Here is a 23,852-nt window from a genome sequence, read left to right on the forward strand (position 1 = left end):
CGGCGGCGGCGCGGGGGCGGCGCTGGGCGGCCACGTGTCGCGCAACAACTCGCGCTCCGACGATTACTACCGCGGCGGCAAGCACAAGAAAAAGAAGCACCACAAGCACAACGACTGACCGGCGGTTCCCGGCGGCCTCCGATGGCGCCGGGTTACCGTGCGCGAACGGCAACGGCGGCGCTCAGGCCGCCGTTGCCGTTTTCGGTGATCAGCGCCCGGAGCACCAGGTCCGAGATCGTGCGATAGGCCGCGTCGAAATCGTCGCTCCCCAGCGCGCGCTTGCCGAGCACCAGCAGCATCTGCGACGCGAAATCCGCATACGACTGCGTCGCTGCCCAGATCAGGAAGAACAGGTGCTCGGCATCGACCTGCCGGACCTTGCCTTCGTCGATCCAGCGTTCGAGCACCCGGATGTCGTCCCGCAGCACCGGGATCAGTTGCTTGCGGATCTCCTTTCCGTAGGTCTTCGCGCCGCCGATGATCTCCAGCGCGAACACCCGCGATCCATGCGGGCGGTTCCGGGAAAATTCGAGTTTGGCGCGGATATAGGCCGACATCGCTTCCGCCGGCTCGCGCTCGGGCGCCGCGAACTCCCGCATCCTGCCGAGCCAGTCCCGCAGGACGTCGTCCAGCACGCGTCTGTAGAGCGCCAGCTTCGTCGGGAAGTAGTACATCAGGTTCTGCTTCGACAGGCCGGCCGCCGCCGCGATCGACGCAACGGAACTCCCTTCGAATCCATACGTGGAAAACGATTCCTCGGCGGCGGCGAGAATGGCCGCCTCGAGGGTGTCGCGCAGCGCTTCCCGCCGGCCGGGTGGCCGGGCGGGCGGCTCTGCGGTCGGCGCGGACGGGTTCATCGCTCGATCCTCCACCGGCATGTCGGGCCGGAGCCGTCGTCCGCTCAATGCGCGTTCGCTTCGGGATAGGTGATGTGTTCCGGCGCGCGCTGCATGATGACCTTCCCGCCGCGCAGCGACGTACGCACCCTGGCTTGCTTGCGAATCACTTCGTAGTCGCTATCGGCGTCGAGGATCAGCAGATTGGCCGGCCGCCCGACGGCGAGGCCGTACCGGTCGCCGAGGGACATCGCGTTCGCGCTGTGCTCGGTGACGAAATCGAGGCACCGCTGCAGGTCTTCGTATCCGAGCATGTGGCACACGTGCAGGCCCACGTCGAGAATGCGCAGGATGTTGCCGTTGCCGACGGGGTACCACGGGTCCTTGATCGAATCCTGTCCGAAGCACACGTTGATGCCGGCGCGATCGAGCTCCGCCACACGCGTGATGCCGCGCCGCTTCGGGTAGGTGTCGAAACGCCCCTGCAGGTGGATGCTTTCGGTCGGACACGAAATGAAATGAATCTCCGAACGTTTCAGCAGCCGGAACAGCTTCGAGCAATAAGCGTTGTCGTAGGAGCCCATCGCGGTCGTGTGGCTCGCGGTGACGCGCTTGCCCATTCCGCGTACCCGCGCTTCCTCGGCGAGCACTTCCAGGAAGCGCGATTGCGGATCGTCGGTTTCGTCGCAATGGACGTCGACGAGGCAGCCCTTGCGCTCCGCGAGATCCATCAGGAACTTGATGGAGCTCACGCCCTGGTCGCGCGTGTTCTCGAAATGCGGAATGCCGCCGACGACGTCGGCGCCCATCTCGATCGCGCGCTCCATCAACGCGCGGCCGTTGTCGAACGATTCGATGCCTTCCTGCGGAAACGCGACGATCTGCAGGTCGATGAGATCGCGCGCCTCTTCCCTGACCTCGACCATCGCCTTCAACGCCGCGAGCGTGGGATCGGTGACGTCCACGTGCGTGCGCACGTGCTGGATGCCGTTGTCGCGCAGCATCCCGATCGTCGTGTGCGCGCGGGCTTTCGTGTCGTCGTGCGTGATCGTGGCCTTGCGCTGGCCCCATCGCTCGATGCCTTCGAACAGCGTGCCGCTCATGTTCCATTCGGGTTCGCCGGCGGTCAGCGTCGCATCGAGATGGATATGCGGCTCGACCAGCGGCGGGATGACGAGATTGCTGCCGGCATCGATGACGTCGTTCCCTTGCGGCGTCAGCGGCGACGGCTGGAGGTCGATCGCACGGATCGTGTCCGCATCGAGGTCGATCGTGAAGAGGCCGCTACGGCCGCGCAATCTGGCGTTGATGATCTTCATGTGGGTTCCTGTCGTTCGAGTGGGGCCGGAAGGGCGCGCAGCGGAATCATTCGCCCTGGACGGACGGCTCGCGCGAGAACGCGCGGGCAACCTGCAGCAGCACGATATACGCGGCGGCGGACGCCGCGATGCCGACGATCGGCGCGATCCACGGCGAGGTGTAGGCGAGTATCGCACCGATCGCATAGGCGGCCAGGCCGACCAGGTTGAAGCGCGGCAGGCGGGCGGTCGCAAGCGGCGGGTAGGTGCCGCGATGGCGGTACCAGTAGTCCGCCATGATCACGCCGCCGACGGGCGGAATGATCGAGCCGAGCAGCACGAGGAACGGAATCAGCAGCTCGTACATCCCGCCGACCGCGAGCACGATGCCGATCGCCGCCCCCACGAGGACGAGCGTGCGCCGCCGCTCGGTGCGCAGCAGGTGGCAGCCGGCGGCCGCCACGTTGTACATCGTCGGCCCCTGGATGGTCCAGAGATTCAGGCACAGCATCACGACCGCCGCGATCGACAGGCCCTGCAGCATCATCACCTCGACGATGTCGGCCTGCTGATAGACGATCGCGCAGTATGCGCCCGCGACGATCATCAGGCCGTTGCCCGCGAAGAACCCGATCATGCTGGCCGACACGGCGCTGCGCGCGCTGCGGGCGAGGCGCGTCCAGTTGGTCGCCTGCGTGGCGCCGCTCGCGAAGGTGCCGATGACCATCGTCACCGCGGCCGAGAACTGCATCGGATGCGTCGGCACGACGTGCTTGAGGCCGGCCCATCCGCCGATATCGCGCGTGGCGATCCACATCGACGTCATCAGCAGCACGAACATCAACGGCACGGACACGCGCGACAGCACGTCCATGCCGCGATAGCCGATGATGGCCGTGATCGAGAATCCGAAGCCGAACAGGATCATCAACGGCGTGGTCACCGACGCGGGCCAGCCGAGCAGCTTGACCAGCACGATGGCGACCGTCGCGGTGCCCCACGCGTACCAGCCGAGTTCCGCGAAGCCGAGCAGGAAATCGGACAGCTTGCTGCCGACTTCGCCGAAGCAGAAGCGCCCCATCAGCACCGCATTCAGGCCGCTGCGCGCGGCGATCAGCGCAAGCGACGCCGCATAGGCGGCGAGCAGCAGGTTACCGATCACGGCGATCTGGATCATGCTGACGACATCGAAGGCGACGCCGATCTTGCCGCCGGCGAACATCGTCCCGGTGAAGAACGTGAAGCTCAGCAGCACCATCGTGATCGATAGAAAGCCGGTGCGTTTCTCGAGCGGGACTTCGCTCAGCGCGAATTCCCCGTGGTTCGACCCGGCTGTCGGGCGTGCATCCTGGTTCGTGGGCATCTCGTTTTCCGTGGGCGATCGGGTTGTGGGCTGAAGGAGGTTGCGGAGGCCCGTGCACGGGCAGCGGACGGGCTGTTTCTGTTTCTGTTTCAGCGCGTCATTCTCCCTGGCCAAAATTTTTACAAGCGTAAAAATTTGGTGTGCGAGTGTGGTGGTTGCGAAGCGGCGGCCGGGAAAGCGTGCCGCGGTTGACCGCCCGGGGGCGCTGGGGGCGTTGTGACTGCGGGAACCGGTTTATCCGGGATTGACGTGACCCGCGCATCGATCGGGGCGAGGCCCCGATCCCGGCGAATCGCTGGATTCGACCGGGAAAGAACGTGGCCTCGATTCAGGCCGACGAACTAAAGTTGCCCTATTTTGGAATGCTGGGGAAGGCAGGCGTATCAAGCTTCGCCGGTGCCGCACACTTCCTGAGAGCGCAACTTTAGTTCCAACATTTCGGAACTGAAGTTTGGAAAAAGTTGATGCGTGAACTAAAGTTGCGCGATTTCTGCCATGCAGGCGAATGTGTTTGGCGGGAACTGGATTGTCTTGTGTGACGACACGTATCAGTTGAGGACACCGGCAACTGCGTTCACATTCGGTGAACGGTCCCTTGGTAGTTGGATTGGGAACATCCTATTTGTCTGATTAGTGGGTGCAACGTCTTGCGACGAAACGAGTCAATCAGGGCCGTCTGACTACTGACATTGGTCTAGTTGACTGTTGCGGCGCGACTCGCGGAATCGACTTGGAGGTGGCGGCGGGCGATATCGATGCCGCTGAGGCTGTGGACTTTGCGGCCCAAAAGATCAATCTCTAAGCTAAGCCCTCCGGAATGCAGGCGGGATATTTCAATTTCCCTTCGTCATAGCAGTGGTCTGGCCACCGTGTCTGCTCCACTAACGACATTTCGCTTTCCTCTAGTCGATGCACTTTCTGCATCACAAGGAGGTCCATAGAGGCGAATTGGTGGCAACTGCGGATCGCGTTGATTCGAATTATTCACGGAGCAGACTTTGCTCCGACTTTGTAGAACACAGGAAAAATAAAGCCGTGGCGTCAACTAAAGTTGGATAGCGTGTGCATTGCAGACGCATCGGTTCCTGAACGGACACAATTAGCAGTATCTACGAACTTCAACAAATACATGGACTACCTCCAAAGTAGTCCAAGATTTTGTCCGCATCCCCTCCGGACGCAGGGCCGCAATCCTGACCTTCAAACCGTCGTGCAAACGAAGGTTTGGCACCCCGGAGGCGTCCATGCGTGCTCGACGGAAGGCGAGCAGGACCTCAAGGCCGCACGGACGGCGCAAGCGCCAGGGCGGTTTCGAGCACGGCCCGTCCGAATGTGCGGGCGTATGCGGTCGCATCGGCGTCGTCACGCGGTCGGTCGGCGCTCTCCTTGAACGGCAATTCGATGGTCATCGCCAGCGCATCGAATTGCTCCGCGACCCACGGGATGCACTTCCTTGGGCTCGCGTGGTCAGGTCGGTCGACGGAATAGCCGCGGGCTGTCTGGAACACGGGGGAGCGTCGCAGCAGGTCCTCGTCGAACGTGCGGCGCAGGGCCTGCAAGCGTGGCGTCCAGGCGGGGCTGCCGTCGGCGCCCACCGAGAAGACGTGGGGCAGGACCTCGTCGCCATGGAAGTCGACGAGCAGGTCGAGTCCGAGCGCTTGCATGCGACGGCGCACGGCGGCCGTCTCGGGCGCATCAGGATACTCGCGGTCCCAGCAGCGGTTGAGGTTGGCGCCGCGCGCGTTCGTGCGCAGGTTGCCCAGGCGCACGCCGTCCGGATTGGCATTGACGACGACATGCACGGCTGAGCCACCGTTCTCCCAAACAGGACGCAGCTCGCCGCACAGCCCCTGCACGAGGCCCTCGAGGCAATAACCGCCCTGCGATTCGCCCGGATGCTGGCGAGCCATGAACCAGAGGCGAGTGCGTGGCGCATCGCCCTCGAACGAGAGCATGCGGATCGGCTCGCCGAGCGCGGAGGTCCCGAGGGTCTCCAGCGTTGCGCCTGCCTGCGTCGCCTGAGCGACGAGGTTGTCTTCGGCGACGCGGTCGAAGGTCGGAAAATAGGCAAAGCGCAGGCGCCGGGCCGGGCCGGGCGCGTGGAACGCGAGCGCATCGCCATCGAAGTCTGTTGGCAGGCGGCGCCAGGCCGCCGCCTCGCCGCCATCGGCGCGCATGCAGACGCGGTAGTCGACCCAGCCTTTAGGGTAGGACGAGCCGGCCAAACCCTCGATGCGCACGTCGACGCCGCCGGGCGGTAGATCGACCAGCTCGAACGCGAACCATTGGGCGAATTCGGCGGCGTTGTCGCTGCGCAGACGCAAACGCAGGGGCGAGCCGCTGGTGGGAGAGGCAACGTGATCGATGGCGGCGGCTTCGAAATCGGTGTCGATGTGCATAGGTCTGGTGTTAGGACAGTGTCAGGGCCTGCAGGCTTACAACGCGACATTTTGCGCGCCGTTGATGCAGGCGTTTGTGGCACGGGACGAAGGTGCCGCAGCGGACGCGAGATCCGCCAGCAGCAGATCCACGACGCGGGCAGCGTGAGCTGCGTTCAGCACGAGGTTACTGGTGAGCAAGAACACGCCTTGCGTACTGTTCCCGATCGCGAATAATCGGTGCGCGCTTCCGTGAGCGCCGATCACGCGGTTGGTGTGCGGATCGACGTCGATGCCGCCGAAAGGGTGACGACGCGCGAGCCCCCCGGCGATCAGGCTCGGATAGAGCGGCCCGGCCGACGCGTCCGGGCCGCCCACCAGACCGGTGCAGTTCACGAGCACCGGCACGCGCAGATCCGGGGCCAGCGTCGGTCCCCCCGTTCCGAAGCGCAGCACGAAGGCCTCGCCGTCGTGAGTCACCTCCTTCAGGGGCCAGAGATTGGTGACGCGGCCGGCCCGCAGCAGTCCTGCCACCTTGCGGCCGTTCTCGAGCGGGATGGAGACACGGTAGCCCATGTACGCGCCGTAGGCGCCGCGCATGAGGCGGCGGCGGTCGTCATCGGGCAGGGCGTTCCAAAAATCCGCGACGTAGTCGTTGAAGGGGATCAGGGCGTCTTGCCAGGGCTTGCGTACGTTGGCTTCGCGTTCCTCGACGCAGGCTAGAAAGGCCTGCGTGGGCGAGAGTTCGGGCCGCGTGATGCTGCGCACCGGCAGGCGTCTGCCCTCGGCACGCGCCATCTCGCGCAACATCAGGCGCATGAGGCGCACCAGCGAGACCGATCCGGGACCGGCGTGGCGTGCGTATCGAGCGACCTCCAGCGTCGCCGGCGCCAACACATGATTGCCGTTACCGCCGCCCACCATGGGCAACTGACCGGTGCGCGAGGCCAGGAAGACGGGCCCGCGATGCCCCTGGTCCGTCAGCGCGATGGCCGTGTCCACCGCGCTCAGGCGGCTGCCCAGCAACGCGACCGGCGCGTCGGCACCGATGCGCCGCGAGAGCCCTTCGTTCGGATAAGGCAGGGCGACGTAGCCTTCCTGCCCCTCGAAGCGCCGGAACGCCGATGACGGCCCGTTGCCGGTGGCAAGCACCACGCTGCGCGCGACGAAGCTGGCGCCGTTCGATACGGTGACCCGGTATGATCCGGATTCCTCATCGATATCGATGACCATGCCGCGCTCCTTGCGCACGCGCCAGCCCAGCGCCGCCAGTGCCGCCAACGTACGGCGCACGCGGCTGACCAGGTAGTCCCCGAACAGGGGACGCGGGGCATAGCCGTCCGCCTCAAGCGGCACGTTGGCGTGCTGGGGCTCGAGCCGTCCCGCAGCGCGCTCCTCGGCGAACCAGCGGAAGAACTCGCCGAGATCGTCGGCGCGCACCGAGATGGCGGCGTTCGCGCGATTGAGAAGGTTGCTGTTCGCGTCGCGGCCGTAGGCGATGCCGCGCCCCGGCTCCTCCGCCGGATCGACGATGACCACGCTACCGACGAAGCCGCCGGCGTCGACTTCCAGTCTCGCGAGGAAGGACGCCCCGACCGCGCCGCAGCCGACGAGCGCAATGTCGCAGGGTTCACGCATACCGTCCTCCGACCTGCTGTCCGTCGTGCGCATCACGAGCGCCAGATCGTGCGTTGCGCGTGCCAGTCGACAAGCTTGTCCCAGCGCGACGTGACTTCACCGACGGTGTCCGCGTGGTAGACGAAGCTCGCAACCTCGGCGTTGGTCATCGCCGGGCCGTTGTACGCGCGCCCGGGTTGACCGTAGGCCGTGTATTTGACGACCCACGGAATATCGCAGTCCTTGGGAATGGCTTCCAGCACGGCGGGCTGCGGCGGCAAGAGGATGCGAGCGGCCAGCCGCTCGCGCAGTGTGGGCCGCCACGCTTCGGCGTATCCGGGCAGGCAGCAGCAGCGCACGTATTCCATCTTCAGGTCGACGCCGGTGGCCGCAATGATCTCGTCATTGATCGCGCCGCCGCCGATGCGCGCGGCAATCTCGCACAGCATCAATCCCTCGTGCCTGTCCTGCAGCAACTGTGCATGGAACATCATGGTCGGCGCCGACGGCAGGGCGCGTCCGACCAGATGCGTGACGAACTCCTCTACCGCGAGCCGTTCGGCATCGTCCGCAGGCAGCGAATACGTGCCGACGGCTTGGCCTTTCATGAAGTCCAGCGTGGTGTTGATGTACTTGGCGACCTGCATGAACGCGGGCTCACCGCGCAGCACGAGACCGTCGATACGGAACATCGGGCCGTCGCAGAAGGTCTCCACGAACAGTTGCGGGCGGAAATCCGTCGCGGCGATCGCACCGGACGCGAGGTAGGCCTCGAGCTCCTCATCGGTGCGCAGGACGCCAACCTGCGCCGAACCACGGCCCGAAATCGGGCGCACGATGACAGGCAGTCCGTTGGCCCGCACGAAGTGCAGCAGGTCGAAGGCGCTTTCCACGCGGGCGAACCGCGGCGTGCCGAGGCCCGCGGCGCGTGCACGTTCCTTCATCAGCAGCTTGTCGCGGAAGATCCACGCATTCGCTTCGGAGTGCCCCGGGATGCCGCAGCGTTCACGAATGCGCGCGGTGCGCAGCACGTCGACCTCCGACAGCGAGACCACGTTGCGCAGCGGCGTGGCCGCGTGGATCTCGTGCGCTCGCTTCTCCGGCAGATCGTTGTGCTCGTAATTGCAGAAGGTGTGGACGCGGGAAAACGCGCCGTCCACGTGGGCCTCGATGCGCTGACGCGCGTCGTCGGTGTCCGCGCCGGTGAAGAGGATGGCATCGGGGCCGACCGATCGCCGCCACTCCGCAGCGGGGGTAGACATCAGTACCTTGGGCGTAACGAAAAGAAGATTTCTCATAGCGGAAGCCGCAGCGGCAAGGCCCGGCGCAAAGGGGGGTTGTCGAGGCCGGCAAGTCAGGCTGCGGTGGTGTCGAGGACGACTCGCAGCCGATCGCGACTATTCTCTGCAGCGGTGGCCGCTTCACCAGGCGTCGTGCCAACGGCCAGGCAATAACCGAGTCGCTGACTGGAACTCGCGGCCGGCGCGACGCGGCTGCCCGTCTTGGCGTCGAGATGCACGGCGCGCACGCCCGGCACCGCCGCGGCGTGCTCGATGTTGTCGATACCCGTGACCGTGCCGGCGCCGGGGCTCAAGAGGAAGCGGATCGCCGCGGCCGGTGCCTGTTGCGGCAGGGGCTCGATGTCGCGCCCGCACAGGCGCGCCAGGGTTTCGCGATAGACGTTGCGGCCCGTCACGATGTGCACGAGCTCCCAGATCTGGTCGCCGCCTGGACGCGTCTGCGTCTCGATGGCCTTCGGCCCTTGCGGGGTGAGCCGGAACTCGGAATGGCAGGGCCCGTTGCGATGGGCGATTGCGGTCAGCACATCGATCGCCGCAGCACCGAGGGCTTCGAGATCGTGCACGCCGCGCGAGGCCGGGATCACGTGCCCGAGTTCGACGAAGTTCGGCGCGCCCGTGGTCAGCTTCTCCGTCACCGCCAGCACCTCATGCACGCCGTCCGCGCTGATGGTTTCGACGCTGAACTCCGGGCCGTCGACGTATTCCTCGACGATGATGGCGCCGCCCTTCGCGCCGGTGGCGTGCCGCCAGGCGGCCTCGAGCTCGGAAGCGTCGCGTACGAGACCGACACCGCGGCTCCCGCTCGCGCCCACCGGCTTGACGATGATCGGCTCGCCAATTTCCGCGAGGAAGGCCCGTGCGTCGTCCAGGTCAGCGCAGCGGCGGTAGCGCACGCCGTTGCAGCCAGCGGCGGCAAGGGCGTCGCGCGTCGCGGCCTTATCGCACGAGGTGCGGATGGCTGCGGGCGGATTCCAGCACACGCCGAGCGCTTCGCCGACGGCCGCCGCCGCGAGGAGCCAGGGTTCCTGGAAGGTAATGACGCTCGCATAAGGCCTGCGCGCATGCTCGCGGAGGGCGAAGTCGGCGATGCGCGCGACGTCGTCGTGCTCGGCGAGAAAGACTTCGCTTGCAGCAGCGCGCTGGCGCTCGGTCAGGCCTTTCTCGCTTTGTATCAGGTCGGCGCGGCAACCGAGTTCGGTCAGCCACTCGACGCTTGAGTCGCGGCCGCCGAGGATGAGGATCTTGTCGTCTGCAGTCATGAGGAGCATTTAGGGAAAATAGGTTCGGACGGCTACGAAGGCGAGCGCGAGCGCCGGCGCAAGCAGCAGCCCGTCGTAGAAGCGGGAGATCACGAGGTACAGGGCGATGACGCCGACCAGGGCTGCCTCGCGGTGCCAGCCGCCCGAGAGCGGCGAGATGCCGCCCGGGAGCAGCAGGCTGACCACCATCGAGGCAATGCAGCAAGCCAGGAAGGCGCGGTTGAAGCGATCCATGGTCGGCGAGATTTCTCCGGTCATGCGACGCCTCGCAAGCAGCGGGAGCAGGCGCAGCGCCAGCGTGAGGGCGCCGGTAACCGCGATCACGGACCAGATGGCAAGGTGTGTCATGGCTTTTGCGAATGTGCCTGACGCCGAGGGCGGCCCACGACGTCGACGATGCGCGGCGAGACCGCGAACAGCCAGGACAGCACGAACACCATCAGCAGCGTGCCGAAGGCCGGGTTCAGCGTCTTGGACAACGGGGTCAGCACTGCGCAGGCGATTGCCACGGTCACGAAGCCGGGGCCGCCCCCGGCGTTGAAGATGCGGCCCACGAGCAGCATCGCGACCATCACGTCGAGGCCATCGACCCACACCGGCGTCGCCAGACCGCCGAGTGCGTTGCCCACGGCCGTCGACAGCACCGCAGCGACATACAGCAGCACGCAGGACACTGCGAGCTCAAGCTCCTCGCGCCACGCGTCCTCCTCCGCCTCGCTATCGCGCTGGTGCAGCTTGAAGCGCGTGAACGACAGGCCGCTCAGCATCGCGCACCAGATCGCCATGCGCCGCGCCGGCACCGTGCGCAGGCTGCTGACCACGGTGAAGGCCATGAACAGCAGGCGCAGGTTGATGATCACGACGGCCGCGCTCACCGCGCCGATGCCGACGCCCGACTTGAGCATGTCGATCATCACGAGCTGCGCGGGCGCAGCGAATACGAATGCCGTCATGGCAACGGCGTCGGGCAGGTTGAAGCCCGCGCTGCGCGCAGCCGCACCCACCGTCATGAACGATACGACGATGGAGCCGAGCAGCGGCAGCGTAGGCGCGGCCGCTGCACGCAAGGTAGCGAGATCGAGGCGCGCGCGCGTCATCGGGCGGGAAGTTCCTGGGCGCTGTTGGATGCCGCGGTGTCGGTCCACGATTCGCCGTTCACTTCGTCGCGCGCCGATGTCAGCGAGCGGCCGGCGCACGGGCCCTTGACGCAGTGGCCCGATGCGTCGAAGAGGGCACCGTGGACGCTGCAGACAAGGTAGCCGTTTTCGGTGCAGAGCGGCGACATCGAGTCCAGACGGGCACCCGTGTGCGGGCAGGAGTTGACGAAGGTCGTCGTGCCGGCACGGCCGACGACGACGATGGTGCTGCCACCCGGCGCCGCGCCGATCGCGACGGTCCGAACGTCGCCCTCACGCAGGGAGGTCCCACCGGGCGTGTTGGAAGGGCCGGCGACGTCGCGTGCCCGGTCGTGACCCTCGAAGCGGGCGCGGTAGTCGATGGCCTTGTCCAGAAAGCGCTGGAAGTCGCAGTTGCGCACGAACTCCTCGACGATCGCTCCGCCCTCATAGCCTGCGGCTCCGAGACGGTGCAGGACTTCGTCGAGCGGGAAATCGCCGTCGCCGATCGGTACGTGGGCATGGTTGCGCCCCTTCATATCGGCGATGTGGACGTTGGCGACGTAGGGCGCAATCTGCGTCAACGCGTCGAGGAAGTCGGCCTCGCTGTCGTAGCGTGAGCGCAGGTGGATCACGTCCAGGGTCACGCGAGCGCCCGTGGCCTGACACATGGCGATCTGTTCCTCGACCGAGTGGACGATGTAGGAAGGGCGTTCGTCGCCCATGTTCTCGAGACTGATCTGTACGCCGCGCGACTCGGCGTAGCGCACCGCCTCCACCAACGATTCGTGCAAGTGGCGGTTGAAGATCTCTCGTTCCTGGCCTTCGTGGTAGCCGGGGTGGCAGGTCACGATGCGCGCACCGATGTCGGCGCCGAAGTCAACGGCGCGCGAGAGCAGGGTGATCGAACGCGCGCGCTCGTCGGCGCTCGGCGACGCAAGGTTCGTGGCCTCCCCGAACCAGGGCGCGTGCACGCTCAGGCGCACGCCGGTGCGTTGCGCGGTTTCGCGGAGGGAGGCGACGAGTGCGTCGTAACGCTCGTGGCCGCATTCGAGGACGGCGGGCTGGGCGTCTTCCGATATCTCGATCTCCACGGCGCCGAAACGTTCGGACAGGAAGGCGACCGCGGTGGCAACATCGGCCGGCGCGAGCGCCGTGTTGGTCGGATGATTCAGGACGTTGGTGGAAAAGCCAATCGTCGGCAGGCGGGGCGTGGTTGCGGGTTGCATGGGGGAGTCCCTCTCAACAATCGGATGCAAACTCGATGGGGTGGTCGCCGGATGGGCGCGGCGCAGCGCGGGTCGCGGAGGTAAGGTCCGGCTCGCAGAACGAATAGCCCACGGCCGCGAACTGGCCGAGGTATTCGCGCACGTCGGCACGGATGCGGTCGGGCGATTCGTCCGTCCTGCCCGCGCGTCGGATCAGCTCCGCGAGCGGCTTGATGTCGCGGACCCGCACGTTGCGACGCGTGAGTTCCTGGATGCCGATGCGAATCAATTCGCCGGCGCGATCGGTCCGCGCGTTGACCGACAGGCCGCATGCACGCAAGCGCGCACAGAACTCGTAGGCACGCCCGCCCTCGAAGCCGCCGATCAACAGCATGTGCGACGCCGTGGCCGCGCCGTCGGCGCGCCGACGCACCGCGAAGCCCATTGCGCTGAGGGCATCGGCCAGCGCGAGCGCGTTCGTCACGACCTGGCGCGCATACGCCCTGGCGTGCACTTCCATCTCGAGCAGCGTCACGTACAGCGCGAGCGCGTGATGCGTGTGCTGGCTGGAGATGACGTAGTCGCACATCGTCTCGCCGATTCGCCGGCCCACGGCCTCGCGTGCCGCGAGGATCATGCCTTTCTGCGGGCCGGGGAATGTCTTGTGCGTGTTGCCCTGGAGGACGTCGGCACCTTCGCCGATCGGATCCTGGAACTGACCGCCCGCGATGAGGCCGAGCGTATGCGACGCGTCGTAGCTGATACACACGTCGCTGCGCAGGGCCGCGCGCAAAGCGGCGACGGGCTGAGGGAAACGAGGTGCGCTGTGGTCGATCAGCACGAGCGAGCCATCGGGCAGGGCCTCGACCTGGCGCGCCGCGGCCTCGGCGTCGATTATGTCGCGCGCTTTGTCCCACGCGAGGTACGCCGAGCGGCGGCCGAGCGCGGTAACGAGGCCGCGCGTTGCGAAATGTCCGTTGTGTGCGGGATCGATCGACAGCACCACGGCGCCCGGCCGCGACAGCGACAGCAGCGTCGTCAGCGTCGCATGCAGCCCGGAGAGGGGGCGCAATTCGACGGCCTCGACTCCGTACATCGCACGCGCTGCCGCGACCGCCCGCTGCTCGAGCGCCGTCACGGCGGGAAGGCCATCAAGCATGAGGCCGCCCTTGACGAAATCGCGGCCCTGCTCGCCGCGCTCGTCGGCCTGGCCGAGGAGATATCGGTGTGAGAGCAGGCTGGCCTGTACCGCACAGGCGAGATCCGACATGCGGTTCTCGTTGGCGGTGAGGGGAATGTAGTCGTCGACGCGACGCTCCTCGTGTGAGAGATTCTCTAGCAAGCCGCGCAATGCAGGCGGGGCCGCGGGTGCGAGTCTTAGTGTCAGCATGGCGTAGTCAAACTCCAGGCGGCCGGATCAATGTCGACGAGACCGGCATTCGCTCGGGAAGCTGTGGGGATTGGTGGTGAGATCGGCGATGCAACGCCGGATTTCAAAATGTGCACCGTGAGTTGTGTTCGAACGTCACGTATGTCCAATGGATAAATCAACACCACGTGGATATACCAACTCCACGACTCGGAAAGCACCCGCTGGCTTATTCATCGGCATCTCCTTACCCGCCCTGACATCGGCGGAACTCGAAACGACGGATATCGACCCTTCGGAATAGTACTGAGGGCAATTTGACCGGGTTCGGCAATAACTACCTCGACGGTTATTTGAACGTAACCGACTTATTAATTGCTTTGGTGCTGATTTACGGGAATCGAGTGGCAAAAGCATTTCGTGCCCGTGCCGCCTTCGACACATCTTTTCTTTCAAATCATTTTCAATTTCGGGGAGAAGTGACGTCGATATCTCCTGACGAAATTGTGAGCAAAGTATATGTAAATTTTTAAGCGATACAACAGGGGATCAAGGGTTTTTATTAAAACTTTCGACTAGAAAATTTCGTTGACCGGAAAGTTTTAGTATGCTAAATCGCGGTCGTGATTTTGGATTGGCTTCCCAATATTTGGAAATCTCTTTTTGCTGTTTATTAACTTCGATAGATGCATTTGGTGAAACAAATGAGTTAATTTATTAACTAATGGTGATTGGATGGTTTCAGGGAATCGAACATTCCGAACTGCCGAGAAATTGAGATGGCTCTTGGGCACGCTTGCCAAGTCATTGGTGTTGATTCCTGGCCGCACAACTTGCTGGGTTGTGTCGAGCGTGTGTGAGGCTTGACCGGGATTCTCAAAAAATCCGCCGCATCTCGGCCTAAGCTGCTGATTTTAATGAAAAATCAATGCTCGGATCGAGCGGCAGAACAGGCCGCAGGAGATCCAGCAGGTAGTCGCCGAGCCGGGGGTGTAAGCCGGCCCCAAGATTTGTTTGGAGTTCTTTCAATTTGGCAGACCAGCGGCTATTTGCGGGCGGCAACCCCCTGAAAAGAGCGCGACTTTAGTTCGTCGGACTCAAGTTGGACGCATCGCGACAGCCCGCTTGCTCCCGTGAAATTGTCATGCTAGTTTTTCATGAAATTTCTCGGCAAGAATTTCACGGGAGTCCGCATGTTCGTGCAGTCCGACCGTCACGTCGCAAGCTACTACGCCGGTATGTATCCGGAGCCGATCCCGCATCGTCCGGAACTGGACGAGCGCATCGACGCCGACGTGCTCGTCGTCGGCGCGGGGTTCAGCGGGCTGCATACGGCGCTGCGCCTTGCGCTCGCCGGCAAGCGGGTCGTCGTGCTCGAAGCGAGCCGCGTCGCGTGGGCCGCGTCGGGCCGCAACGGCGGGCAGGCGCTGCTCGGCTGGTCGTGCGACATGCAGCCGCTCGAGGATTCGCTCGGCCGCGACGGCGCGCGCCTGCTGTGGGACAGCATGCGCTGGGCCGCGACCGAGGTGCGGGAACTGCCCGGGCGACATGGTTTCGACATCGACTATCGGCCCGGCAGCCTGTGGGCGGCGGTGCGGCCGCGTCGCGTCGCGATGCTCGCGCAGGCCCGCGACGAAGCGGCCGAGCGCTGGGGCTACGACCGGCTGCGCGTGATCGAGCGGGCCGACATGCCCGAATGGATCGGCGGCACGCGCTATCTCGCGGCGCTCTACGATCCCGAGGCCGGCCACCTGAACCCGCTGAAGCTCGCGCTCGGCCTCGCCCGGACGATCGAGCGCGCGGGCGGCCGCATCTTCGAGCAGAGCCGAGTGCTCGACTGCCGCGAAACGGCCGGGGGCCACGTCGCCCGCACGGCGCGCGGCGAAGTACGCGCGGACGTCCTCGTGCTGGCCTGCAACGCGTATGTCGACCGGCTCGATCGCGACCTCGCGCGCCGGCTGTTGCCGGTCGGCACCTACCAGGTCGCGACCGCGCCGCTCGCGCCCGACGTCGCGCGTTCGCTGCTGCCGCGGAACAGCTGCGTGATCGACAACCAGTTCGTGCCCGACTATTTCCGGCTGAGCCCCGACAACCGGCTGCTGTTCGGCGGCGGCTGCACGTATCTCGGCGGCATTCCGGCCGATATCGCGGCGGCCACGCGCCCGCACCTCGAACGCGTGTTTCCGCAACTGGCCGGCGTGCCGCTCGATTACGCGTGGGGCGGCCATATCGACATCAGCATGCGCCGCACGCCGGACATCGGCCGCCTCGGGCAGCGTTTCTGGCTGCAGGGTTTCTCGGGGCACGGCGTGCTGCCGACGCTCGCGGGCGCGCGCGCGGTGGCCGACGCCGTGCTCGGCGACGAACGCCTGCTTGCGCAGTACCAGCGCATCCGCAACCCGCGCTTCCCCGGCGGCGACCGGCTCGCCGCGCCGCTGGAAGCGGTCGGCAAGGCCTGGTACCGTCTGCGCGATACCGTTTGACTGCACCGGAACCCACCATGAACGAACAGGAAGAGATAGAAAGCCTGGCGATCCTGATCCGCGACCTGCGCAAGCATCGCAAGGTCACGCTCAACGATCTCGCGGAACGGATCGGCCGCTCGGTCGGCTTTCTGTCGCAGGTCGAGCGCGGGCTGTCGCGCCCGACGGTCGCGGATCTCACCGCGATCGGCGAGGCGCTCGGCGTGCCGACCACTTATTTCTACAGCCTGAGCAAGCCGCGCAGCGTGCCGTGGGTCACGCGGCCCGACGAGCGGCGCACCGTGTATTACGCGGCCGGCATTACCGACATCCTCGTGTCGCCGAACATGCGCTCGCGCTTCTCGATCCTCGAAAGCCATCTCGCGCCGGGCGCGAGCAGCGGCGAGCGGCCCGTCGACGACAGCGACGAGCAGGGCGGTTTCGTGCTCGAAGGAGAACTGACGATCTGGATCGACGGCGACGACACACCCGTCACGCTCGGCCCGAACGACGCATTCCAGCTCCCCGCGCACAAGCGCTTCCGTTATGCCAACCTGACCGACGCGCCGACGCGCGTGATCTGGGTATTCACCTGAGTGGTCGGCGGGGCGGGCGGCATGACGGGCCGCCCCGCCAAGCAGCCTGTTTGCAGTACTGATCGAGATGATGCATGCGACGTGATGCATGCGCGTGAATCCGGTTCGCCGCGCTGCGGCACCGCCATACAAGACATGGAAAGGATGAGACATGGCTGACGTCGTTCCCGCGCTGGTCGGTGAAGTCCGCGCATTCCGGCAGGCGCACCCCGAGATCCGTTATGTCGACCTGATCTGCCTCGACCTGCCCGGGCATTTCTACGGCAAGCGCTACCCGATTGACGCGCTCGAAAAGGTCGCGTCGGGCTCGTTGCTGAAGCTGCCGCAGAATTGCGTGCTGCTCGGCACGCAGGGCGGCCTCTACAAGATCGGCGACTACTGCTTCAACGACGGCGACCCGGACGCGCCGCGCCGGCTGATTCCCGGCACGCTGAAGCCCGTGCGCTGGGAGCGGCAGCCGCTCGCGCAGATGCTGATCAGCTCCGACGGCACCGATTCGCCGATCGAGTTCGAGCCGCGCGAGGTGCTCGCGCGCGTGCTGCGGCGTTTCGCGGCGCGCGGCATCCGGCCGGTCGTTGCATTCGAGCTCGAGTTCTACCTGTTCGCCGCGCAGCTCGCGGAAGGGATGCCGCAATATCCGCGCGACCGCCTGAGCGACGATCGCGACGATCAGCCGAACATGCATATCGAGCGCCTGTCGCGCTTCTCCGACGTGCTGCACGAGATGGTCGAGGCCGCGTGCGAGCAGGGCGTCGACGCGACGGTGATCACGGCCGAGCTCGGTCCCGGTCAGTTCGAGATCAATTTCGGCCACACCGACGATGCGTTGCGCGCGGCCGACTGGTCGGCGCTGTTCTGCCGCAGCACGCGCGGCGTCGCGTTGAAGCACGGCTATCGCGCGAGCTTCATGGGCAAGCCGTACCTGCATGCGCCGGGCAGCGGGATGCACGTGCACGTGAGCCTCTACGACGATGCCGGGCGCAACCTGCTCGCGGCGGACGGGCAGCGGCCGCTGCGGCACGCGGTGGCCGGATGCCTCGCGGTGCTGCCGCACTGCATGCCCGTGTTCGCGCCGAATCACAACGCGTTCCGGCGCTACGGATCGATGGTGAATGCGGCGAGCCGCGCGAGCTGGGGCTTCGAGGATCGCGATGCGTGCATCCGGATTCCCGAGTCGGATGCGCGCAACCTGCGGATCGAGCACCGGCTCGCGAGCGCGGACGCGAACCCGTATCTGGTGCTCGCCGCGATTCTCACCGGGATGGAGCATGGGCTCGATGCACGGATCGAGCCGATCGTGCCGCTCAACGAGGATCGCGGCAGCGGGATCGATTTCCCGAAGGAGATGCTGTCGGCCGTCGCGGCGATGCAGGATCATCCGGCCCTGCGCGAAGGGCTCGGCAGCGAGTTCGTGATGGTGTATTGCGAGAACAAGCGGCAGGAGGAGCTGGATTTCCGCAATGAAATCGGCGCGCGGGAGTATCGGTGGTTCTTGTGAGCGGACGCTGCCGCGCGCGCGTCTTATCGTCCGCGCATCTGCTCCATCGGCAGGTGCGCGCCCCACGCGCTCGTCAGGGCCTCGATTTCCGCAACCGGGTCGATCTGGTGTCGAGCGTTTTCGGCCACGCCGTCGCCGAACAGCAGGTGCGCGAAATCGCGTGCACGCTCGGTGATCGCCGCTGTTTTCGGGCGGCGCCGCAGCGTGAAAGACGAGAGCGCCGCATCGAGGTCGCTGTCGTTGCCTGCTCCGTGCTCGTCGAGACAACGGGCAAGATGCCACGCGTCCTCGAGTGCCTGGCAAGCACCTTGTCCGGAGGTCGGTAGCGGCGCGTGAGCGGCATCGCCGATCATCAGCACGTTGCCGCGATGCCACACGTCGACGGGATCGAGATCGTGCACGTGGATCTTCGTGATCGCGTCCGATGGTGTCGCACGTATCGCGTTCGCGACGGGTGCCGGCCACGCAGCGAAGCGCCGTTCCAGCATCGCCGCGGGATCGCTTTCCGTCACCTCGCCCGGATCGGCTTCGGGCCATGCCGCCGCCCAATACATCCGATGCCGGTCGAGCGCGACGATACCGAAGCGCTCGCGCACGCCCCAATAGTCGAATACCGACACCTCGTCGACCAGCGGCACATCACTTTGCGCGATACCGATCCAGTTGACGAATCCCTGGTAGACGGGCGCGTTGTGACCGACCACGTAGTGTCGCGCGACGGAATTCATGCGGCCGTCCGCTCCGATCACGAGATCGGGGGCGATCGTCGTTCCATTGTCGAAGTGAACGATGGCGCGGCCGTCCGTTCCGGTTTCGATGGCCGTCGCCCCGTGGCCGAAGCGGACGTCGATGCCGCGCGCGGCGAGGTGCCGTGCCAGCACGGCCTGCAGGTCGCGCCGCAGGATCGAATACGTCGGGAAACCCATGCGGCGGTCGAGTGCGCGGATATCGGTCGCCTTGAGCGCGGTGCCATGCCGGTCGATGCGCCGCATCGCGTGCAGGTGGCCGCCAACCTCGACGATGTCCGGCAGCAGGCCGAGTTGCTCGAGCACGAAGCCGGCATTCGGCCACAGCACGACGCCCGCGCCCATCGTCGATTCCGACGGCCGGCGTTCGTACAACCGGATCCGGTGGCCGCGCCCGGCGAGTGCGAGTGCGGTGCTCATGCCGGCAACGCCGGCGCCCAGAATGGCGATTTCCATCGTGCTCCTTCCTTGTGTCGTACGCGTGCTCGCCGGGGCGCGGAGTTGCGCATCGGCGTCGCATTGACGGGATGAGCATCGTAAATTATGGTCTCCGGCGGGATAAGCTGTGAAAATCGGCACGCTTTGATACCTGAAATGGGCTAATGATGCGGAGCAAGCTGGATCTGAATGCGGTGCGTGTGTTCGTGTCGGTCGTCGACGAAGGCAGCTTCGCCGGCGCCGCGCGCGTGCTCGAGATGCCGGGTTCCAACGTGAGCCGTCACGTGGCGCAACTGGAGTCGAGGCTCGGCGTGCGGCTGCTCGAGCGCAGTACGCGGCACTTGCGCATGACCGAGGCCGGGCGTTTGCTGCACGAGCGCGCGCGACCGATGCTCGATGCGCTGACGCAGGCCGAATCCGAACTGACGTCGCAGCAGACGGAGCTGCGCGGCGTGCTGAAGCTCTGCGTGCCCGGCGAAATCGGGCCGCGCATGCTCGGGCCGATCGTCGCGGAATTCGCGAGCCGTCACCCGCGCGTCGAAATCGACTGCGATACGAGCCTCGCCGGTGTGTCGACGCTGCGCGACGATATCGACCTGTCGATCATCGTCAATCGCGGGAGGCTGGACGACAGCACGTTCGTCGTCAGGCCGCTCGTGAGTTTGCCGAGCGTCGTCGTGGCTGCGCCGTCGCTCGTCGCGCGGGTCGGGTTGCCGACCCGGACGGAACAGCTCGGGCAACTGCCGTGCATCACGACGTTGAGCACGCTGAAAGGGCGACCGTGGCAATTTGCCGACGGCGAAGGGTGGATTCACAAGATTCCGGTGGCGAGCCGGTATCGCGTCAATAGCGGCGAGATGGCAGGGCTGGCTGCGGTGAACGGGATCGGTTTTGCGATTCTCGTCGAGCGCATGTGCGCGGTCGAGCTGGCCGAGGGGCGGCTGGTGCGCGTGCCGCTGGAGATGACGCCTGCGCCGCTGGAGCTGTATGCCGCTTATGCGAGCCGGAATTCGGTCAATGCGAAGATCCGCGAGTTGCTGCAGATGATGCAGACGCGGCTAGTGGAATGGGGGACAAGCCTTTCATGACGATCGTGTCGCCGTCTTGGCGGGCCACACGTGCCGGTTCGTGCGCTTGCCCGGTGTTTCGTTATCGAGACTGATTGCTCGCGCCGTAAAGGGAATAAAACCGGTACGGCAGATCGGCCAGTTCGCTTTCGACGTGATCGTGCCGGCCAAGCGAATGAAGCCAATCGAGGAACGTGGCTTCGGTCATCACCGATCGTAACGTGTCGACCGCTGCGTCGCGATTCGCGGAAGGCACGAATTCAACGGGCGCGGTGTGGCGGTCGGTGGAGCCGCTCAAGTAGCGCGCGCCCTGCCAGTCGATGCGCGGATAGTCGCGGGGGCTGAATTCGGACGGCTGCCGGACACGGCCGCGGAGCATGTCGTCCGCCCCGACGAACCAGATCATCAACTGTGCACGCCAGAGTGGATCGTCGATGGCGAGCACCGATGTCAGCCACGGGCGAATTTCGTGCGTCTCGAGGTATTTGACGCAAAGGAACATCGATGACGAGAATTTTCCGCTGGCATTGAACCAGTCTCCGGTGCCGGATTGCCGGTCGTGATGCCGGTTGAAGCACGCAGCCGTATCGAGTGCGCCCGACGGCCAGCATTCGGGGTCCATCAGGCTTTGCCCGAGCGTATCGAGCACGTCGCGGCGATAACCCTGATAGGGTTCGGACGGGATGCGATCGGGATGCTGCGAAACGAACGCGGTGATCAGCCATTCCAGCAGCGCATGGTGTTGCCCTTCGTGGCAGCGCGGCATCAGTTGCACCATCAGGTAGTGATACCACTGCTGCCACTCGTCGCGTGGGCCGAATGAAGTCGTGCCGATCACGATTTCTTCGAGCGGCGTGTCCAGCCGTGCGATGTCGATCGACTGGAGGTCGTCCTGCAACTCGGCGAATGTCCGTCGCGAGTCGCCCATGAACCACGCCTCGCCCATCGGCGTCTTCGGGCGCGGAAACGCCGCGCTCAGTCTCGCCGATGCCGAAGCGGAGCGCCCGGCCCCGGGAATCCAGCGAAACGGGTCGGGCCGGGCCGGCATCAAGATGTTGCCGCCTCGCCGTGTGCCGTGCCCGGTAGCGCGCGCCAATAGCGCACCTCTTCGATAGGACTCCCGTCGATCTCGAACGTCTTGACGTCGTCTTCGGCGACGAAGCCTTCGCGTTCGTAGAACGCCCTGGCCCGACGGTTCTTGAGCAAGACCCACAGCGATACCCACGCATGGCCCATGTCGTGCAACGACCGGCATGCATGGTCGACCAGCGCCGCGCCGATCCCCTGGCCGCAATACGACGGATGCAGATAGATCGCTTCGATTTCTCCCCACGCACGATCCTTGTCGGTGTCGCGTGTCGGACCATAGGCGATCCAGCCTGCCGGTGTGTTGTCCGCGACCGACACCGCGAGTGCGACGTGCGGCCGCCCGGCGTCGAACGCACAGCGCCACGAGGCCGTGCGTTTCTCGACCGACAGGCCGGCGAGGAACGCCGCCGGCATGATGTCCGTGTAGGTCGCCTGCCACGATGCGACGTGGATGCCGGCGATGGCCGGCGCGTCGGCGGAGGTGGCCGTGCGGATGTCGATCGTCGTCGTGTTCGGTGTCATGCGTGCCTCGTCGAATCGTGTGCCGTTTGCCGCGTTGCCGCGCGCGGGATTCATTCCGCCGGATCCAGGCTGCTGTCGATCGCGAAACGGTAGCCGAGGTCCACTTGCGACGCGTCGCCCGGCGTATCGGTCCGCTTCAGCACGAACTCGAACGCGGGTTCGTACCAGCCGTTGCGCGGCACTTCGCCACCGAGGACTTCGACGTCGTACCAGCCGTTGTCGAGGTCGATCACGGGCCGGCCCGGTTCGCGATAACGCGCAAGCAGCGCGTTCACCGATTCGTCGTTGAAGCGCTCGAGAATGCGCCACGTGTAAAGCATCACCGAACGGTGTTCGACGCGCAGCACGTATCCGCCGCGCCGATGCTGCAGGCGGCTTCCGGCCTTCAGCAGTTCGGGCGTGTCGTCGTCCAGCGTGAAGATGACCGTATACGGATGGTTCTCGATACCGGCCAGCGGAATGACGACGCCTTCGAGCACGGCGTTGTCGCCGCTGTCGCCGGTCGTGAACTCGGACGCGACGTTGTCCGGCAGCCGATGGGTTTCCTTGTAGCGCTTCAGCAGCAGAAGATCGCCGACGAGGAAACAGTCGATCAGGTCGTTGAGGACTTCGGAGAATTCATGCCGCATCGTCGTGTCTTTCGAAGGCGGCGTGCCGCGACCTGCACGGCGGCACACCGCGTCCGGCGAGCTTACTCGCCGAGCCTGGACGTCACGCAACCCGTGCTCGAGCACTCGCGCTCACGCTCGCGCAGGAACGACAGCCGCGACTGCGTCATGTCGTTCGCGCACTGGATATCCACGAGGTAGCTGTTGTTGCGCGTTTCGCTGCACTGCGCATCGCGTTGCTTCAGCCATGCGAGCTGGCCGGCTTTCAGCGCGGCCTGCTGGTCGCCGCTCAGTTGCTTGCGCAGGCGGCCGTATTCGTCGTTCAGATCGCGATCGGACTGAGAGAACTGCGTGCTGGTGCAGTACACCTGGTCGAACGCGCTGCGCGGCTTCCCGCAGCCGGCCGCGTGCGCGGCGAACGGAACGGCAAGCGCGAGCAGTGCGCAGGATGCGAGCAGATTCTTCTTTTTCATGGTGATGCTCCTGACTGGGTGAAAACCGTTGGGCCCGATGGGCGATTTCATCGTCTATTGCGGCGCGGTGCACGCGTCGATCCCGCCCGCGATCGCGGCGGACAGCTTCTGGATCGTCTCGCGACGCGCAAGCCGTGCTTCCTCGTCCGGGTTGACGATCACGCCGGCCTCGACGAGCACCGCCGGAATCGGCGCGGTGCGCAGCACGACGAGATCGTCGAAGCGGTGAATGCCGAGTGGCGGATCGATCAGCGGGCGGTTCTCGCCGCGGATCGGCTGCGCGTGATACAGCGACGGCCGTTCGCCGGCCGCGACCAGCCGCCCGGCGATCGCCTTCGCGCAACGCAGGCTTTCCGCGTAGTGCGGATTGCGTTCCGACACGAACACCGAGAAGCCGCGGAATTCGCGCTGCCGGCCCGCGTCGATGAACTGCTGCTGCATCGAGTCGTGATGGATCGACACGAACAGGTTCGCGTCGGGCGCCTGGGTCGAGCGCTGGTCGAGCGAGATTTCGCGGCCGTCGGCCGACGTGCGCAGCACGCGGTCGCCATGCGCGGCGAGTTTTTCGGCGACCGCCGCGGACAGGTCGAGGTTGTACAGGTATTCGAC

Annotated in this window: 21 protein-coding genes; 4 read left to right on the top strand and 17 right to left on the bottom strand. The window is 65.6% G+C overall.

Translation table 11 applies throughout. The annotated features are described in order from the left end of the window. Window positions 1-152: 152 nt before the first annotated feature. The 11 genes from DPV74_RS24110 to DPV74_RS24160 all read right to left on the bottom strand — a co-directional run bounded on the left by DPV74_RS24110 (window position 153) and on the right by DPV74_RS24160 (window position 13,765). Window positions 153-857 carry a TetR family transcriptional regulator C-terminal domain-containing protein gene (locus tag DPV74_RS24110; RefSeq protein WP_119338080.1) on the bottom strand — a complete coding sequence of 235 codons (705 nt, stop codon included), beginning with the start codon at window positions 855-857 and terminating at the stop codon, window positions 153-155. Between the two features lie 44 nt (window positions 858-901). Then, complete coding sequence (gene codA / locus DPV74_RS24115) at window positions 902-2,155, bottom strand: cytosine deaminase (RefSeq protein WP_119338081.1); 1,254 nt, start codon at window positions 2,153-2,155, stop codon at window positions 902-904. A gap of 46 nt (window positions 2,156-2,201) precedes the next feature. Further along, complete coding sequence (gene codB / locus DPV74_RS24120; protein WP_060358225.1) at window positions 2,202-3,497, bottom strand: cytosine permease; 1,296 nt, start codon at window positions 3,495-3,497, stop codon at window positions 2,202-2,204. Between the two features lie 1,274 nt (window positions 3,498-4,771). Continuing rightward, window positions 4,772-5,896 carry a M14-type cytosolic carboxypeptidase gene (locus tag DPV74_RS24125; RefSeq protein WP_060086253.1) on the bottom strand — a complete coding sequence of 375 codons (1,125 nt, stop codon included), beginning with the start codon at window positions 5,894-5,896 and terminating at the stop codon, window positions 4,772-4,774. 36 nt (window positions 5,897-5,932) lie between these two features. Continuing rightward, the gene (locus DPV74_RS24130) at window positions 5,933-7,513 is read right to left on the bottom strand and encodes an FAD/NAD(P)-binding protein (RefSeq protein WP_162923118.1); all 1,581 of its coding nucleotides are present in this window, start codon (window positions 7,511-7,513) and stop codon (window positions 5,933-5,935) included. Window positions 7,514-7,545: 32 nt separating this feature from the next. Next, window positions 7,546-8,754, bottom strand: coding sequence for an acetyl-CoA carboxylase biotin carboxylase subunit family protein (locus tag DPV74_RS24135; RefSeq protein WP_162923119.1), 1,209 nt, complete (start codon window positions 8,752-8,754; stop codon window positions 7,546-7,548). Between the two features lie 92 nt (window positions 8,755-8,846). After that, the gene (locus tag DPV74_RS24140; RefSeq protein WP_162923120.1) at window positions 8,847-10,052 is read right to left on the bottom strand and encodes an ATP-grasp domain-containing protein; all 1,206 of its coding nucleotides are present in this window, start codon (window positions 10,050-10,052) and stop codon (window positions 8,847-8,849) included. Window positions 10,053-10,061: 9 nt separating this feature from the next. Further along, window positions 10,062-10,400: a hypothetical protein gene (locus DPV74_RS24145; protein WP_119338085.1), complete on the bottom strand. Its 339-nt coding sequence runs from the start codon at window positions 10,398-10,400 to the stop codon at window positions 10,062-10,064. Then, window positions 10,397-11,149: an AzlC family ABC transporter permease gene (locus tag DPV74_RS24150; RefSeq protein WP_119338086.1), complete on the bottom strand. Its 753-nt coding sequence runs from the start codon at window positions 11,147-11,149 to the stop codon at window positions 10,397-10,399. Before DPV74_RS24150 ends, DPV74_RS24145 begins: the two co-directional genes overlap by 4 nt. Then, entirely contained in the window at window positions 11,146-12,396 is a 1,251-nt protein-coding gene (locus DPV74_RS24155; protein WP_119338087.1) for a TIM barrel protein, read from the bottom strand. The genes DPV74_RS24150 and DPV74_RS24155 overlap by 4 nt, the downstream gene beginning before the upstream one ends. 13 nt (window positions 12,397-12,409) lie before the next feature. Next, the gene (locus DPV74_RS24160; RefSeq protein WP_119338088.1) at window positions 12,410-13,765 is read right to left on the bottom strand and encodes a hypothetical protein; all 1,356 of its coding nucleotides are present in this window, start codon (window positions 13,763-13,765) and stop codon (window positions 12,410-12,412) included. A gap of 1,172 nt (window positions 13,766-14,937) precedes the next feature. Between DPV74_RS24160 and DPV74_RS24165 the strand changes: the two genes are divergently transcribed. The 3 genes from DPV74_RS24165 to DPV74_RS24175 all read left to right on the top strand — a co-directional run bounded on the left by DPV74_RS24165 (window position 14,938) and on the right by DPV74_RS24175 (window position 18,300). Next, entirely contained in the window at window positions 14,938-16,227 is a 1,290-nt protein-coding gene (locus DPV74_RS24165; protein ID WP_119338093.1) for an FAD-binding oxidoreductase, read from the top strand. Between the two features lie 17 nt (window positions 16,228-16,244). Continuing rightward, on the top strand, window positions 16,245-16,802 hold the full coding sequence (locus tag DPV74_RS24170) for a helix-turn-helix domain-containing protein (protein ID WP_021163465.1): 558 nt from the start codon (window positions 16,245-16,247) through the stop codon (window positions 16,800-16,802). A 151-nt stretch (window positions 16,803-16,953) separates the two neighbouring features. Further along, entirely contained in the window at window positions 16,954-18,300 is a 1,347-nt protein-coding gene (locus DPV74_RS24175; protein ID WP_119338089.1) for a glutamine synthetase family protein, read from the top strand. A 23-nt stretch (window positions 18,301-18,323) separates the two neighbouring features. On the opposite strand, the gene DPV74_RS24180 is transcribed toward DPV74_RS24175, so the two are convergent. Further along, on the bottom strand, window positions 18,324-19,502 hold the full coding sequence (locus tag DPV74_RS24180) for an FAD-dependent oxidoreductase (protein WP_119338090.1): 1,179 nt from the start codon (window positions 19,500-19,502) through the stop codon (window positions 18,324-18,326). 149 nt (window positions 19,503-19,651) lie between these two features. Here DPV74_RS24180 and DPV74_RS24185 point away from each other — a divergent pair, with 149 nt between their 5' ends. Next, window positions 19,652-20,572, top strand: coding sequence for a LysR family transcriptional regulator (locus tag DPV74_RS24185; protein ID WP_119338094.1), 921 nt, complete (start codon window positions 19,652-19,654; stop codon window positions 20,570-20,572). Between the two features lie 61 nt (window positions 20,573-20,633). On the opposite strand, the gene DPV74_RS24190 is transcribed toward DPV74_RS24185, so the two are convergent. The 5 genes from DPV74_RS24190 to DPV74_RS24210 form a co-directional block, all read right to left on the bottom strand. Beyond that, entirely contained in the window at window positions 20,634-21,497 is an 864-nt protein-coding gene (locus DPV74_RS24190) for a hypothetical protein (protein WP_060358227.1), read from the bottom strand. Window positions 21,498-21,598: 101 nt separating this feature from the next. Beyond that, window positions 21,599-22,162 carry a GNAT family N-acetyltransferase gene (locus DPV74_RS24195; RefSeq protein ID WP_119338095.1) on the bottom strand — a complete coding sequence of 188 codons (564 nt, stop codon included), beginning with the start codon at window positions 22,160-22,162 and terminating at the stop codon, window positions 21,599-21,601. A gap of 50 nt (window positions 22,163-22,212) precedes the next feature. Further along, a complete protein-coding gene (locus tag DPV74_RS24200) occupies window positions 22,213-22,791 on the bottom strand; it encodes a hypothetical protein (protein ID WP_119338091.1) in 579 nt (192 codons plus the stop codon). 62 nt (window positions 22,792-22,853) lie between these two features. Continuing rightward, window positions 22,854-23,243 (bottom strand): lysozyme inhibitor LprI family protein, encoded by a 390-nt coding sequence (locus DPV74_RS24205; RefSeq protein ID WP_021163471.1) that lies wholly within the window; start codon window positions 23,241-23,243, stop codon window positions 22,854-22,856. Between the two features lie 54 nt (window positions 23,244-23,297). Continuing rightward, on the bottom strand, window positions 23,298-23,852 hold a 555-nt coding region (locus DPV74_RS24210; protein WP_119338092.1), incomplete at its 5' end, for an N-acetylmuramoyl-L-alanine amidase.

Source organism: Burkholderia sp. HAN2018, assembly GCF_024704855.1.
Lineage (GTDB): Bacteria > Pseudomonadota > Gammaproteobacteria > Burkholderiales > Burkholderiaceae > Burkholderia > Burkholderia cepacia.